This window comes from Agromyces sp. MMS24-K17 (assembly GCF_043950245.1).
Classification (GTDB): domain Bacteria; phylum Actinomycetota; class Actinomycetes; order Actinomycetales; family Microbacteriaceae; genus Agromyces.
The window spans coordinates 506087-520212 of the sequence record NZ_CP171640.1; the positions used below are offsets into that span (position 1 = coordinate 506087).

The 14126-nt window shown below is 65.1% G+C and carries 11 protein-coding genes, 1 tRNA gene and 1 pseudogene; 3 read left to right on the forward strand and 10 right to left on the reverse strand.

Features of this window, described 5'->3' with window-relative positions; genetic code table 11:
- The first annotated feature begins 28 nt into the window (after positions 1–28).
- Positions 29–1024 (forward strand): annotated as a pseudogene (locus ACGGZK_RS02170) (IS481 family transposase).
- Between the two features lie 437 nt (positions 1025–1461).
- Here the strand turns inward: ACGGZK_RS02170 and ACGGZK_RS02175 are convergent.
- The 3 genes from ACGGZK_RS02175 to ACGGZK_RS02185 all read right to left on the reverse strand — a co-directional run bounded on the left by ACGGZK_RS02175 (position 1462) and on the right by ACGGZK_RS02185 (position 6079).
- Complete coding sequence (locus ACGGZK_RS02175) at positions 1462–2574, reverse strand: XRE family transcriptional regulator (protein WP_395244627.1); 1113 nt, start codon at positions 2572–2574, stop codon at positions 1462–1464.
- A complete protein-coding gene (locus tag ACGGZK_RS02180; protein ID WP_395244628.1) occupies positions 2567–3268 on the reverse strand; it encodes a hypothetical protein in 702 nt (233 codons plus the stop codon). Before ACGGZK_RS02180 ends, ACGGZK_RS02175 begins: the two co-directional genes overlap by 8 nt.
- A 309-nt stretch (positions 3269–3577) precedes the next feature.
- Complete coding sequence (locus ACGGZK_RS02185) at positions 3578–6079, reverse strand: GH32 C-terminal domain-containing protein (RefSeq protein WP_395244629.1); 2502 nt, start codon at positions 6077–6079, stop codon at positions 3578–3580.
- A gap of 434 nt (positions 6080–6513) precedes the next feature.
- Between ACGGZK_RS02185 and ACGGZK_RS02190 the strand changes: the two genes are divergently transcribed.
- A complete protein-coding gene (locus ACGGZK_RS02190; RefSeq protein WP_395246026.1) occupies positions 6514–6789 on the forward strand; it encodes an IS3 family transposase in 276 nt (91 codons plus the stop codon).
- Here ACGGZK_RS02190 and ACGGZK_RS02195 read toward each other — a convergent pair.
- From ACGGZK_RS02195 to ACGGZK_RS02220, 6 genes are all read right to left on the reverse strand, one after another.
- On the reverse strand, positions 6738–7679 hold the full coding sequence (locus ACGGZK_RS02195) for a carbohydrate kinase (RefSeq protein ID WP_395244630.1): 942 nt from the start codon (positions 7677–7679) through the stop codon (positions 6738–6740). The two genes, ACGGZK_RS02190 and ACGGZK_RS02195, sit on opposite strands and share 52 nt — an antisense overlap.
- Before the next feature lie 10 nt (positions 7680–7689).
- Positions 7690–8691 carry a glycosyl hydrolase family 32 gene (locus tag ACGGZK_RS02200; RefSeq protein WP_395244631.1) on the reverse strand — a complete coding sequence of 334 codons (1002 nt, stop codon included), beginning with the start codon at positions 8689–8691 and terminating at the stop codon, positions 7690–7692.
- Positions 8691–9482 carry a carbohydrate ABC transporter permease gene (locus ACGGZK_RS02205; RefSeq protein ID WP_395246027.1) on the reverse strand — a complete coding sequence of 264 codons (792 nt, stop codon included), beginning with the start codon at positions 9480–9482 and terminating at the stop codon, positions 8691–8693. Before ACGGZK_RS02205 ends, ACGGZK_RS02200 begins: the two co-directional genes overlap by 1 nt.
- A gap of 146 nt (positions 9483–9628) precedes the next feature.
- A complete protein-coding gene (locus ACGGZK_RS02210; RefSeq protein WP_395244632.1) occupies positions 9629–10579 on the reverse strand; it encodes a carbohydrate ABC transporter permease in 951 nt (316 codons plus the stop codon).
- A 72-nt stretch (positions 10580–10651) separates the two neighbouring features.
- Entirely contained in the window at positions 10652–11941 is a 1290-nt protein-coding gene (locus tag ACGGZK_RS02215; protein ID WP_395244633.1) for an extracellular solute-binding protein, read from the reverse strand.
- A gap of 49 nt (positions 11942–11990) precedes the next feature.
- Positions 11991–13076, reverse strand: coding sequence for a LacI family DNA-binding transcriptional regulator (locus tag ACGGZK_RS02220; RefSeq protein WP_395244634.1), 1086 nt, complete (start codon positions 13074–13076; stop codon positions 11991–11993).
- 113 nt (positions 13077–13189) lie between these two features.
- Here ACGGZK_RS02220 and ACGGZK_RS02225 point away from each other — a divergent pair, with 113 nt between their 5' ends.
- Positions 13190–13675 (forward strand): hypothetical protein, encoded by a 486-nt coding sequence (locus ACGGZK_RS02225; RefSeq protein ID WP_395244635.1) that lies wholly within the window; start codon positions 13190–13192, stop codon positions 13673–13675.
- A 334-nt stretch (positions 13676–14009) separates the two neighbouring features.
- On the opposite strand, the gene ACGGZK_RS02230 is transcribed toward ACGGZK_RS02225, so the two are convergent.
- Positions 14010–14098 (reverse strand) — tRNA-Ser (locus ACGGZK_RS02230).
- Positions 14099–14126 lie beyond the last annotated feature (28 nt).

Sequence of the window (14126 nt, forward strand, 5' to 3'; positions counted from 1 at the left end):
GAACCGCTTCAGGTAACAGGAGGCCTTCATGTCCCACGCTAACGCTGCGCTCACCCCGCGTGCCCGGTTACGGCTTGCCAAGCTCATCGTCGAGGAGCAGTGGCCGGTCGCCGTCGCCGCGAAGATGTTCATGACCTCGCCACCGACGGCCCGCAAGTGGGTGGCCCGGTTCCGCGCGGAAGGCGTGGCCGGGATGGCCGACCGCTCGAGCCGCCCACGATCGATGCCCACGAAGACAGCACCCCGAACCGTGAAGCGGATCGTGAGCGCACGATGGTGTCGACGGCTCGGGCCGGCGCAGATCGCCAGCGAACTCGGTCTCCCGGCCTCGACCGTCCACGCGGTACTGGTGCGATGCCGGATCACCAGACTCAGCCACATCGACCGAGTGACGAGCGAGCCGATCCGCCGCTACGAGCACACGCACCCCGGATCGCTGATCCACGTCGACGTCACGAAGTTCGGCAACATCCCCGATGGCGGCGGCCATCGGTTCGTCGGTCGGCAACAGGGAGGCCTCAACGTCCGGGCGACCGCCCACCGCACCGGACTTCGCAGCGCAGACCGGCACGCTCGAACCGGAAGGACCTTCCTGCACACGGTGATCGACGATCACTCTCGTGTCGCGTACGTCGAGATCTGCGCGGACGAGCGAGCGGACACCGCGACCGGTGTCCTGCGACGAGCCACCTCCTGGTTCGCGGACCGCGGGGTCGTCATCGAACGGGTGTTGTCGGACAACGGCCCCGCGTACCGTTCCTCGGCCTGGCGCCAGACCTGCGCCGAGCTGGCGATCAGCCCGAGATGGACACGGCCGTACCGCCCGCAAACCAACGGCAAGATCGAGCGATTCCACCGCACCCTCGCGGACGGATGAGCGTACGCCCGGTTCTACGGGTCAGAAACCGAACGCCGCGCCGCGCTGCCCGCATGGTTGCACTTCTACAATCACCACAGGCACCACTCCGCGATCGGAGGCCCACCCATCAGCAGAATCAACAACCTGCCTGGACATCACAGCTAGACGTCGGTTCGCGCGCGGGATTTCGAGTGGGTGCGCCGACGCGGAGGCACATCAATCATCTAGGAGGTCGGCCGCGGACTACTGAAGGTTGGGTGACTCCTGATCTGGTCGGGCAGCACGGGCCCGCCTTCGTCGAACCGGCCAGCGCAGGGACGAGACCACGGCCGAGCTCTCAAGGGCCACCTGATCAGCGAGTCCTCCCGCCGCTCAACCGGAAGTCGCCGCGGCAGCGGCTCCCAGCTGTGAAGCTGCGGTTCGATCGTGAACCACGGTTCGCGGAACTCGGGATGTACGGCAAGACCTCTCCCATGCGAGCACGCTACGGCGCTCGGCCGATGGGCGCGATTTGCAATCCCTTGCGGGCGATCTAGGTCGAGCCGCTTGCTGATTTCTGGCGTGCGCGGGCTAAGACGCTCGCTTCCGAGCGGGGTCGCGGATCAGCCCACGACGAGACGCAGCGCGGGTCGCGGGTCAGCCTCCCCCAGCAGGTCACGCACCAGAGCTGGGCTGACCTTCAACGCCTCGGCGAGTACCGGGATAGGTGCGCCGTTGTCGCCGGCAAGATCGGCGGCCTTCTTCAGCAGCGTGGGCATTTCCCCCGGGTACGCGCTAGTCGGGTCGGCCTTGGCGTCGTAGACGGCGTTCAGCCGTTGATAGGCCCGGCGCGCTGACGACTCGGTGGTACGGCCACGCTCGACCATGCGTCGGACCAGCGACGTCGGCGAGACGCCCCAAGTCCGACCGAGACGGTTGAGGGCAGCGAGGTCGAGCCGCTGAGGCAGCGCAGCGTCCATCGCCGCCGCCGGTGTCAGGAACGCGGCGGCGAAGGCGTCCGCCTCCTTCTCGATCGTGGCGGTTGGCTCGGTCACCTCGCGGTGCAGCAACAGGTGCCCGATCTCATGGGCGATCGAGAAGCGGTGCTTGAACACGTTCTCAGTGCGACGGGGCGTCGTGATGATGATCGGCCGGTCGAGAACGACCACCGAGAAGGCGTCTACAGCGTCGATCTCGCTCAGCGGCCGAACCGCCACCACGATGCCGCGGGACTCCGCGTTCGCGACCAGGTGCTTCACCGGGCCTTCAGGCAGATTCCAGTGCCAGCGCAATACTGCAGCCGCCTCCGCGGGCGTGGTGCCGGTCGCGACCACGGGCAGATCAGCGTCGGGAAGCTTGACGTAGCGCTCCAAGGCGAAGGCCAGCTCCCAGACCAGCGTCGCGGTGGCCAGCGCCTTCTGCCGGTCACTCACGCGCGCCGAGCGGAGGCTGCGGAAGTGAGCGTTGACGCTATCGATGCGCGCAAGGGGACGGCCGACGGAGAAGAACTCCGGGCGAACCTCCAGCGCCTTGGCGAGACGGTCCAGGACCTCGGCCCGTGGCGAGTTCACCCCGGCCTCGTACTGACCGATCGCGGCGGGCGAGACGTTCACCTTAGCGGCGAGGTCGGTCTTGCTGACGCCGAGGCGCACGCGTGCATGGGTCAGCCGGGCCGGCTCAAACCGGCTACCTGCGGGTACCGGCAGGTCGAACAGGCTGGGAGGATCCTTACGCATCGGTCCCCGGCCGTTCCTGCGTCCTCAGGGCCAGCTCGACGTTGATCGGGCTGCCTTGGTCGAACGCCTCCACTGTGGACGCCGCGCCTTCGGCGACAAGCTCGGGCTCCCAGATGCTGTCCCGGCCGTGGAGCTCGACCGTGCCTTCGTCGTCGAGCGCGGCGACCGCCCACTCGATCTTCTGCAGCTGCCACGGGACAGAGTGCACCATCACGAGCACCAGGGGCATCGGGTCACCGACGGCAGCCATCAGGGCCGCGGTCTCTGCCGGTTCGACAGCGGCAGTGGCCGCCTCGATCGGATGGACGTCCTCGTCGAAACTGGGCTCCCACAGCCCCGCCGGAGGCGTAGGGGCGACGAAACCGTTCTGGCGGGTCGGGCTCGAGGCGAAATTCTGGACCGCTTTGGGGTCCTCCGGGACGCGCCAGACGTAGATGAGGCAGCCGTTGACGATCCCAACCTTGTGGCCGCCAGGAGCCAGCCTGTGGGACCGGAACCCGCGCTCACTCAGCGCGGCGCTGGCGTCATCAAGGAGGTCCCGCCACTGAGCACCAAAGCCCATCGCGTAGCGCGTTCCCGACATCTGGTGCGCGGCGGCGAACCGATCATGCCGGAAACGCACAACGTCGATCATCAGGTCGCGGACGCCGTCGGCCCGGTCGCCGAGCGCTTGGGCGGGAGAATTCGGAACCATCAGCAGGCCTCCTATAGCCGTGCCCGAGGTCGTGGTCGACTTCGCAACGACTTCAGTATGACACATGATTCGCGCAGCGTCGCTTCAGTCGCCGCTAGGCGTGCCGACTTGGACGGCGTTTGCGCGCTTCGGATCCATCCTGCCGTCGACGATCCAGCTCAGCCTCGTCGAACACCCGGACGGACCCGAAACCGCCATCAGCAATCCCCATCGGTGTTCGTGACCCCTCCGAGGCAAGCCCCCGACCTCGAGGGCGAGCGAGGTCGGGGGCTTGGTCTACGTGATGCGATTAGGCGGGCTGGCCGCGCATCACTGCTTGGTCCAGGCTGAGGCCAGCCTGAAAGTTGCGAGCGACTTGAGCTTCGCCGTCCCGCCTGTGGCGAAGGCCGTGATGCTGGTGCTCGTGGGGTCGGGGAAGATCTGATCGGTGATCACGACCTTGCCGTCATCTGCGAAGACCTCCACGGAGGACCAGTCGACGAGGATATGCAGTTTGACCTTCCCGTTCTGCAGCTTGAGCGGTGCCCGCTGGGTGCTGGTTGCGAAGGTGGGGTCGAAGGAACTGTCACCCGACTTCGTTCGGTCGACGTAGAGCTCCCCCGTCGCGGTGTCGTAGCCGATCGAGGTCTGCTGGCCGTTGCCGACTCGGACATTGAGACCGAAGGTCTTGGCGCTTCCGGGTTCGAACTCCGCATAGATCTCGGTGCTCGCGCCATTGGCTTTCAGCTCGGTGGTACCGCTGGGCAGCGTGATGTTTCTGTCGTACGTTGCCGGCGTCCTCTTGAGAAGGTTGAGTTGAACGACCGGAGACTGCGCCAGCACAGCCTGGCCGTCGACATTCTTCAAGGTGAGCTGACGCGGGACCGTCATCGCGCTGCGCCAAGGGGAGGTCGGGATCGAACCGGCGTAGTCCCAGTTGTTCATCCAGCCGATCAGGATGCGCTTGTCACCCGGCGCGTTGTTGAACGTGACCCCGGCGTAGTTGTCCTTGCCGTAGTCCAGCCAGTGCGCGCGCTGGATTGTCGACTTGGCGGCGACTGTCGAAAGGCTGAACTGGTCGGCGAGGATGTGCCCCCACCCTCCCGTGTTGTTGTCGACCACCTCGATGTGCGCGGTCTTGCCCTGAAGGTCGCTAAGGTTCCAGCTCCTCCAGTCGAGCGTCTCGCTGTCAGCACCGGTTGCCGTGCGGGCTACTTCGTTCTCGACGACGAGACGAACCGAGGTGTCCACCGCGCGCGGGGCTGCAGGCTCCGGGGAGAAGGTGACCTGGTCCACGAGGATGTGACCCCAACCGCCCGCGTTCTGGTCGACGATCTGGATCGTCCCGGCCTTGCCGGCGTAGTCGCGGACGTCCCAACCAACCCAGTTCAGTGCCTCGCTGTTCTCCCCGGTCGCGCTGGCGACGACGTTGCCGTCGATCACGAGGTTGACCGACGTCGGCTCCGCCGCCCCCCAGGGGTGCCGCCCGCCACCGACGAGAAGGTTGATGTAGTCGTCGGAGATCGTGAACGACGGTGAGGTGATGGTGCCCTGAGCCGCGTCGAAGTTGAAGAACGTGTTGACGGTCTGTGCTCCGATGTAGTCAGTGACCTGCTGCTGTCCCGGCAGGGTGCCGGGAGCCGGCGCGGTCCCGACGAGATCACCCGTGGTCGTCCAGCCTTCGCCGTAGGTGGATCCCTCGAAGTCGGCGAAGGTGGTGCCCGAGGGCAGGCTGTCCCCGACGGCCGAGCCTGGGAGGTAGGGATGGTTGCCGCCGCCGACGAGGAAGTTCAGATAGGGCTGATCGATCGTGAAGTCGGGAGAGGTCAGCGTCCCGGTAGGCCCGTCCCCGCCGTTGAAGCTGTTCGCAAGTCCGTCGCCGATATAGCCGGCGACCCCGCCCTGACCGGGCGCGTTGCCCGCAGTGGGTGCGGCACCGAAGGCTGATCCTTCCGTTGTCCACCCGTTGAACGTCCCGTCGTCGAAGTCGCCCAGCGTCGCTCCAGTGGGCGGCACGTACTCCTTGTCGTCGGCAGTGAATGTGGTTCCGTCGAAGCTTCCGGTGAAGTACTGTGCGCCGGAGCCTCCTGCGATCGCCCCGGGGTTCAAGTTGACCACCAACACCCACTTCTCTTGACCCGGGTTGGTCGGGTCGGGCAGCGGGAAGAGGTCGGGGCACTCCCAGAGCCCGCCGGTGGCGCCGGCCGGGCCGAAGTCGCTGAGATGCGTCCAGCTCTTGAGGTCGGCGGAACTGTAGAACGCAATCTTGCGCTGATCGGAGAGCGCAACAGCCATTCGCCATTCCTTGGCGGGGGCGTACCAGAACACCTTGGGATCGCGGAAGTTGTTCGAGCCGATGTCGAGGACGGGGTTTCCGGCGTACTTGGTGAAGGTGCGCCCGTCGTCGGTGCTGTACGCGAGAGCCTGGCTCTGCACGCCGGTCGCCCTGTTGAAGCTCGTGTAGATGGCGACAATCGCGGGATGCCCCGGCTTGCCGAACCCGGTGGTGTTGTTCTTGTCGACGACCGCGCTACCCGAGAAGACCATTTCGTTCGCGTCGGCCGGGATTGCGACCGGAAGTTCGGTCCAGCGCACCAGGTCCTTGCTCACCGCGTGGCCCCACGAGATGTTCCCCCAGCTGTTACCACTGGGGTTGTGCTGGAAGAACAGGTGGTATTCGCCCTTGTAGTAGACCATTCCGTTCGGATCGTTCATCCAGTTCTGCTTCGGCGTGAAGTGGAACTGCGGACGGTAGGTCTCCGAGTACGACGCCGCCGGGGGCGGTGTCTTTGCGTTGGCTGGTGGAGTCGCGGCGAGTACTGCGATCGCCATCGCAGACGCCGCCGTGGCTGCGATTGCGGCTCGGCGCGCACGAGTTCTCGGATGGGGTGAGTGTGAAGACATCTCTCGACCTCTCTCGTTGACAACGATGTCAGGGCAGGACGCTACGCGATGTCCGAAGGACAAATCAAGGGTGGATTCCTATGTCGGTCTGAGAGATCGGCTGCGGTGCGCGCGCGGTCGACAACGATGTCGAACCCAACCGTTGAAAGGCCGACATCCTGCCCTGCGGGGGCTGAACATGGGGGCATGGACTGCCGACGAGAATTTGGACGGGGAGCACGCGGATCACGGGTCGAACTACCCGCCGTCGTCTACACCGACCGGATCATCGAGCTCGGCGCGGAACCGTCCACCGGCACCGCGGGCGACTGGTGCGACAACGCCTCGGCGAGGCCGCCAACGGGCTCCACACCACCGAACTGGTGCGATGGCGTGGGCCGTGGCGGACCGTCGAGCAGGTGGAACTCGCGACCCTCGAGTACGTGTGGTGGTGGAACAACGAGCGCTTGCACGGCGAACTCGACCTGCGCAGCGACCGAGGTAGGGCCGGCCCACTACGCTGGCCCAGGATCAGGCCAGCCGGCAACAGCCGGGCACGTCCCCCGGCGGTTGCCGGGGCCTCTCGTACGTTGGCTCAGCAGTTCCTTCAGGCGGCGCTGTCGTGGCTCGGCATACTCCCGGACGGCGCCGCCGGATGAACGGGTAATTCGGCTGCCCAAGGCAGATTCGCGCCAGCCCGGGAGACGGTGATCGCGGCGGCGGCCACTGCCATGCTTCCGACCTGTTGCACCATCGCCTCGCTGAGACCGAGGCTGCCATGCTGCAGCACGGAATGAATGAGGGAGGCCATGAAGGTGTCGCCTGCGCCGATGGTGTCGACCGCTTTGACCGACACGCCTGGGATGCGTTGCCGGGTTTCGGCCGTGGCGATGAATGCTCCTTCGGCCCCGAGCGTGATCGCCGCGATTCTGGGGCCGAACGAGAGAACTCGCGCCACAATCTCGTCCAGTTGGAGGCCGGGATACAACCATGCCGCGTCTTGATCACTCATCTTCACGACCGTTGCCAGTTTGACGGTGTCCTCGAAGACCCGCACCGAGTCGCTGTGCTCCCCCAGCAACGATGGGCGGATATTCGGATCGAACGTGATCTCGCTTGCACCGGTCCGTTTGAGGATCGCTCGGAGCGATGATGCGCCTGGTTCGTGGAAGGCGGCGATTGATCCGGTGTGCAGCACTCGTGGATGCAGCTCCACCGGCATCTCCAGCTCCGCCCAGTGGACGTCGAATGTGTACTCCGCCTGCCCATCAGCACCGATGGCGGCCACAGCCGTCGACGTGCGGAGAGCAGAGAACGATGAGGGCAGGACCTCAACACCGGACGCCTCGAGATGCTCGGCGATGTGGGCTCCGCGCGGGTCCGATCCAAGCTGCGTGAGCAATGCTGCACGAACGCCGCGGCGACCGAGGCCAAGGGCAACGTTGGCGGGGCTGCCGCCGACATGCTCGGTGGCCGAGTTTCCAGTGTCGACGATATCCATCAACGCCTCGCCAATGACGAGCACGTCGGGCTGTGTCACGCTGTTCACTGCGGCCCAGCTAACCGCCGGCCGGTTGGGTCAGGTGTGCTTCGGTTCGGACATGATCGAACCGCCCGTCGGTGACTCGAAGGTTACCGTCCGATCCCCACGACACGGGAATCGCGTCGGACAGAGCTCCGATGAAGTCCCCCCGCTCGTCGACATGGTGGAATGCGAAGAGGAACCATTCGCCGGCTCGGTTCTGCACCAGGCGACCCGCGTAGAGAGACTCGTCGGTCAAGCGGGTGGCCCGCTCGATCGGGAAGGGGCCCTCTGCGTCGGTGATCGGGACCGACCACACACCACCTCCGCCCGTGGACCGTCGGGACGCACTCATCTCGTTCGTGAGGCAACTGAAGATGAGGACCGACTGCCCGTCGATCGATGCGATCTGGGGCACCTCCAGCTGCCCGAATCCCGCGCCGGGTGCCGAAAGTGGCGGTTGCACCGACCACGTCACGAGGTCCTCAGAGGTCGCATGTCCGATGACGCCGCGGTTGTCCGCGTCACCGGTGTTGGCGCGCGCAGTGACGAGCATGTGCCAGGCCCGTCCGTCCGTCGAACGATAGACCCATGGGTCGCGCCAGGCCTCGTCGAACCAGTGCCCGCTTCCGTGCTTCTCGTACCACCGTGGGTCGGCTTCGGAGATGGCGTCCGAGTGCTTCTGCCACTGATAGAGGTCATGCGAGGTGGCCGTTCCAACGCGCTGAACGAGGCCGGCTTCGGCCCGGGAAGTGCCGGTATAGAACAGCCGCCAGGAATCGTCGGAATCGCGAACGATGGATCCGGTCCAAGTCGTGCAGTCGTCGAACGCCGGCTCGTCGGAGACGATGAGCGCATCTTGTACCTCGCGCCACGCGCGGAGATCTTCGGAGACAGCGTGTCCGATGGTCACGTGGAAGTGACGCCGGTTCGGGTCGCCGAGGGCTCGTGAGGCTTTGAGGTAGAAGACGTGGTAGTTGATTCCGTCGTCTGCGAACCACATGTCCCATGTCCAAACGTCGGGAAGCGTGAATGGCATCAGCCTTTGACTCCTGAGGATGCGATCGAGTTGATAAAGGACCGTTGGAAAGCGATGAAGAGGGCCACGACCGGCACGGTGATGAGTGACGAGTAGGCCATGACCTGCCCCCACGACACGTTGAGTTGGAAGAAGTACTGGAGCCCCACCATGACGGGCCGCAGTTCCTCGCTTTGGATGACCATCAGCGGCCACAGGTAGGAGTTCCAGGCCGGGAGGAAGGTCAGGATCGCGACCGTCGCGATTGCCGGTCCCGATAGCGGCATGACGACGCGTGTGTAGATGGTGAACCAGCCCGCGCCGTCGACGCGTGCCGCCTCGTCCAGTTCGCGGGGAATGGAGGAGAAGTACTGGTAGAACAGGTACACCGAGAACGCGTTGGCGATGAACGGGATGATCTGCACTTGGTAGGTGTTCAGCCACCCTTGGGTAAACGCGAGGCTGAACCCGTCCGCCTCCAAGGACGGGAGCTTGTTAACCCACCACAGCAGGGGCAGCGCGAGTGTCTCGAACGGGACGATCAGCGTCGCGAGGATCAGCGTGAGCACGAAGCCTCGTCCGCGCCACCGCAGCCTGGATAGTGCGAATGCGGCCATGCTGTTGATCAGGACGCCGAGCACCACGGTGATGCACGAGATGAGAACCGAGTTGGCGAGGAACTGCCAGAACGGGACTCGGTCGAACACGCCCGCGTAATTGTCAAGGGACACGTCTCCGACCGGGGCGAAGGCACGCCAAGAGCCCAGATCGGCGAAGATCTGCAGGTCGGGCTTGAGTGACGAGATCAGCATGAAGACAATCGGCAGCGCGAAGAACACCGCGAGCGCGACGCGGGCGATGGTGATCACGACCCGCCCGGACGTCTTCGGTCGGCTGCGGGTGTCCGTCGGTGCCTCGACGTCGGGGAGAACGACAGCTTCGGTGGTGGTCACGTCGCTCAGCTCCTTTCGCGGGTCAGGTAACGCTGGATGCCCGAGATGATGAGCACCATGGCGAAGAAGACGAGGGAGATCGCTGAGGCCAGCCCTGTCTGCAGTTGCTGGTACCCGGTGCGGACCGCTTGGTAAACCACGGTCGTGGTGCTGTCGAGCGGGCCGCCTTGCGTCATCACGGAGATCTGGGTGAACAGGCTGAACGAAGCGATGGTGATCGTGACGAGGATGAGGGTCGCGGTCTGTCGCAGTCCGGGCCAAGTGACGAACCTGAACTGTTGGACCTTGTTGGCACCGTCGATCTCGGCTGCCTCGTACAGTTCGGCGGGGATGGTCTGCAGGCCGGCGAGCCAGATCACCATGTGGAATGCGACGCCCTGCCAGATCGACATGAACATGATCGCCGGCATCGCCCACACGGGGTCGTTCAGCCAATCGATCGGATCGTATCGGCCGCCGCTGATGGTGCCGAGGAACTGGTTGATCAAGCCGTCCTTCTCGTACATGAATCGCCACAGAAGCGAGACAACGACCATCGAGGTCACCACCGGAAGGAAGTACACCGTCCGGAAGAAGTTCGTGCCGCGGACCTTCGCGTTGACGAGGAGTGCGAGCAGCAGCGCGACGCCGGCCTGCACCGGGACGACGACGATCGCGAAGTAGAAGGTGTTCCGCACCGATGCCCAGAAGACCGGGTCGGAGAACAGGTAGGCGAAGTTCTCCAAGCCGACGAACTGCCCCGGGCGCGGAGAGATGAGTCGGGTGTTCGTGAAGGCGAGGCCGAAGGCCAACACGATCGGGATGATCAGGAACAGTGTGAACAGCACCAGTGCCGGGCTGATCATCCATGCGGCCGCCGCGCGTTCACCCTTGAACGAGCGGGACCGCCGAACTTGACGGTGGTGCACCTCGGGCCTCGCTTTGGCGAGTGCCGGAGCTGTGGGGTGTGTGGTCATTGTTGCCTCTTCGATGAAAGTGGGCGCGGCGCACGGTGGCCGGCGCCGCGCCCACCGGCGGCGACGTTCTGGTTAGAACGTGTAGCCGCCGTTCTGCTCGATGTCTCGGTCGATGTCCGAGACCGCCTTGTCGAGGATCGCCTGCGGGTCACCGCCGGACAGGATGTCCTGGGTAGCCTTCTGGAACGTCGACGAGATGAACGGGTAGGCGGCCGTTTCTGGTCGCACCACCGCGAACTGGTTGGCGAGCTCGAGGTAGATGCGGCTGTCGCCGCCCTCGGCGTACGCCGGGACCTCATCGGCCGCGGCGAGCGTGGCTGGGATCAGGCCGATGGCGTTCGCGTAGTCGACGAAGTACTTCGTGTCGTGCGCGAACTCGAGGTAGGCGCGGGCGCCGTCGACCTCTTCGCATCCGGTCGTGAGGCCCCACTGCCAGGATCCGGCACCGATCTTGGGTCCGTCACCGAAGTTGGGCGGCGGCAGCACGACAGCGTCATCGAACGCGTCGCGGACCGTGGCGTCGGCCCAGTTGCCGGTGTAGAGGATCCCGCTGGTCCCGTTGACGAAGTCAGCGGTGGCGTCCTCGCCGGACGTCTGGGCCATGTATCCGCTGTCGACGAGGCCACGGAACCACTTCGCCCACGCCAGCGCCTCGGGACCGTTGAGAGCCCCATCGGCGGTCTCGAAGGTGGAGCGGTCGATGAGGTCGCCACCGAAGCTCTGCAGGAGGGGCGAGTAGGCGTAGGGGATCCACTCGCCTCCTCCGCCGGTGCCGAAATCGACTGCATAGTCGTATCGGCCGAGCGCGTCGATCTTGGCGAGGGCCTCGTTGAATTCCTCGCCGTTCCAGGGCTCATCGACGGTCGGGATACGGACTCCCGCGTCGTTGAGGGTCGACTCACGGCTGAACATCGCCAAGGCGACGTCGAAGAACCCGTAGGAGTAGACCTCATCGTCGAGGACGCCGAGGGTGCCGGGAAGCTGACCCTCGTAGGTGCCGTCCGGCAGGCCGAGGGGCTGAATGTACCCAGCCCATGCCCAGTTGGCGACGTTCGGACCGTCGATATCGACGATGCACGGAAGGTCGTTCGCCGTTGCTGCCGCGACGACTGCGTCGTTGTAGGCGTCCTGCGGGAAGTCGGTGACTTCGACGGTGTAGTCGTCCTGGCTCGCGTTGAAGTCGTCGACGATGCCGTTGATGACGCCCAGCTCCGCCTCGTTACCGCCGGCGTGCGTCCAAAGCTCGATGGTGCTGCTGCTTCCGGCGCCGTCACCGCCTCCGGTTGCGACGCAACCTGCAGTTGCAGCGACCGCGAGGGTCGCTAGGCTGGCCGCAACGATGCGACCGATTGTTCGGGACACAGAACTCTCCTTCTCAGGGGGTGATGGTTTCTTCGGTTTCATCGACCGATCAGGCGTTGCTGCGCCTGTCGGCCGGTTGGTGCCGCTCTTCCAGGCTCGAACCCTGGAAGGGCGGCGCTACCGAGTCCCGGTGTATAACCGGGCCTCGGATGCGTGTGGTCGGAGCGAGCGCTGGCTTCCGCTCCGAGGAGATCTGTGTGAACAGTTGCTCCGCTGCCCAGACACCCATCTCGTAGTGGGGAAGTTCGATCGTGGTGAGGCCTGGGTAGAGTCCGTCCGCGATGAAGTCCTGGTTATCGAAACCGACAATCGAGACGTCCCGGGGCACCTTGAGGTTCAGTTCCGCGGCCGCACGATACACGCCCATCGCCATACGATCGTTGAAACAGAAGATCCCGGTCGGACGCGTCATCGCACCGTTCAGCATGCGCCGCGCCGCCTGGTAACCGCCGCCTGGGTCCGCCTCAGCAGTAATGACGCGGAGATCCTCCTGGGCCAGACCCCACGCGGCTGCCCGGCGGCGGAACCCTTCTTCCCGTCCGAAGGCTGCCGGGATCTCATCGACGTCATTGATGAACGCGAGCCGCCGGTGCCCCGCGGACAGCAACACCTCCGCGGCGTCCTCCCCGCCTGCCGATTCGTCAGGCACTGCCCAGGCCACCGCCGGATCGGCGCAAGACGCGTTGATCAGCACGGTTGGGACGTTGGCGAGCTTGGCTGGCAATTCAACGGGCCGGTGGTACATCGACGCGTAGAGAATTCCGTCCACCTGTCGCCGCAGCAGGGCGTCGATTTCGCGGTCTTCGGTCTCCCGCTCGTAGCCCGTGTTGACCACGAACACCACCGAATCATGGGCGGCCGCCACGTCCTGCGCGCCCAGAATGATCTTGCCCGCGAAAGGTGTCGTGGCGATTTCATCGCCGACCAAACCGATCGTGTGAGAGCGCTGGGTCCGAAGGCTCTGCGCAAGCATGTTCGGCGCGTAGCCCAGTCGGGCAGCCTCGGCCAAGACCCGCTCACGGGTCTCTGGATGGATGCGCTTGCCGGGAACGTTGTTCAGGACATGCGACACGGTCGTGATCGAGACGCCGGCTGCCGCTGCAACCTGCTTGATCGTAACTTTGCCCTGCACCATTGCCTGCCCAATCGTTTTGTCGCTCCAGTATGCGAGGCGACTAGACCTCCGTCAAGCAGGGAAGCATCTTCGTCTTGATCGTTATTCGCCCGTGACCTTGTTGCTTCTTTCCGGTGGTCGCGCTGGCGGAGTTTCACTACGAGCGCGACGGAGCGACGACCATCGACGCCGTGACGCTGTTCTGGTGGACACGCGGACGGACCCGCGCCGGGGGCTCGCAGTCCGGGCGAGAGCACTCGCTGTTGTTCGGCGGCACGGCTCACGAGCAGGTCCATCGTCTCGTCGCCGAGTCGGGCGCGCGAGCATCGCATATCAGCACCCTCGCCTGCATCGGTCTGCGCTGGGGAGAGCTGACGGCCCTCCGCGTCGGCAGCGTCGACTTCACTCGGAAGCGAATTCACGTCGCCGAGAACGCCGTGGAGGTAGGCGGAGTGATCCATTTCGGAACACCGAAGGCGTACAAGAACCACACGGTTCCACTGCCCGCCTTCCTGCAGGCGCACCTCCGGGAGCAAATCGGCGTCCGTCCTCCTGACGAGCTCCTGTTCCCGGGACCGACCGGCGATTACATGCGTCGCATGCGCACGAGCACCGGCTAATATCCCTGGTTCAAGACCGCGCTGCGCGACGCCGGACTCGAGCCGTTGACGATCCATGATCTCCATGGCATACCGCCGCTTCGCTGGCAATCAGCGCCGGCGCGAATGTGAAAGCCGTTCAGCGGATGCTCGGACACGCCTCAGCCACCATGACCCTCGACGCCTACAGCGACCTGTTCGCCGAAGATCTCGACGCCGTTTCAGACCGCAGGGAACCACGTTGTCGCTGGTCTGAATGTGTCCCAATAGGGTCCACCGAGCGGACCCTCGCCAACGAAGAATCCCCATCTGCCCCGGAGTTTCGGGCCAGATGGGGATCAAATCGAGATTCGAGCGGAGACGAGGGGATTTGAACCCCTGGTCCCCTTGCGGGGACTCCACCTTAGCAGGGTGGTGCACTCGACCGGACTATGCGACGTCTCCATGCATGCACCGGAGCGCACGCGCGAAC

What these genes read in the sequence shown, in the direction of transcription:
- ACGGZK_RS02220 (WP_395244634.1), bottom strand. Translation starts at nt 13,076, where the DNA reads ATGGTGCAGGGCAAAGTTACGATCAAGCAGGTTGCAGCGGCAGCCGGC.
- ACGGZK_RS02210 (WP_395244632.1), bottom strand. Translation starts at nt 10,579, where the DNA reads ATGACCACACACCCCACAGCTCCGGCACTCGCCAAAGCGAGGCCCGAG.
- ACGGZK_RS02200 (WP_395244631.1), bottom strand. Translation starts at nt 8,691, where the DNA reads ATGCCATTCACGCTTCCCGACGTTTGGACATGGGACATGTGGTTCGCA.
- ACGGZK_RS02185 (WP_395244629.1), bottom strand. Translation starts at nt 6,079, where the DNA reads ATGGCGATCGCAGTACTCGCCGCGACTCCACCAGCCAACGCAAAGACA.
- ACGGZK_RS02205 (WP_395246027.1), bottom strand. Translation starts at nt 9,482, where the DNA reads ATGCTGATCTCGTCACTCAAGCCCGACCTGCAGATCTTCGCCGATCTG.
- ACGGZK_RS02175 (WP_395244627.1), bottom strand. Translation starts at nt 2,574, where the DNA reads ATGCGTAAGGATCCTCCCAGCCTGTTCGACCTGCCGGTACCCGCAGGT.
- ACGGZK_RS02180 (WP_395244628.1), bottom strand. Translation starts at nt 3,268, where the DNA reads ATGGTTCCGAATTCTCCCGCCCAAGCGCTCGGCGACCGGGCCGACGGC.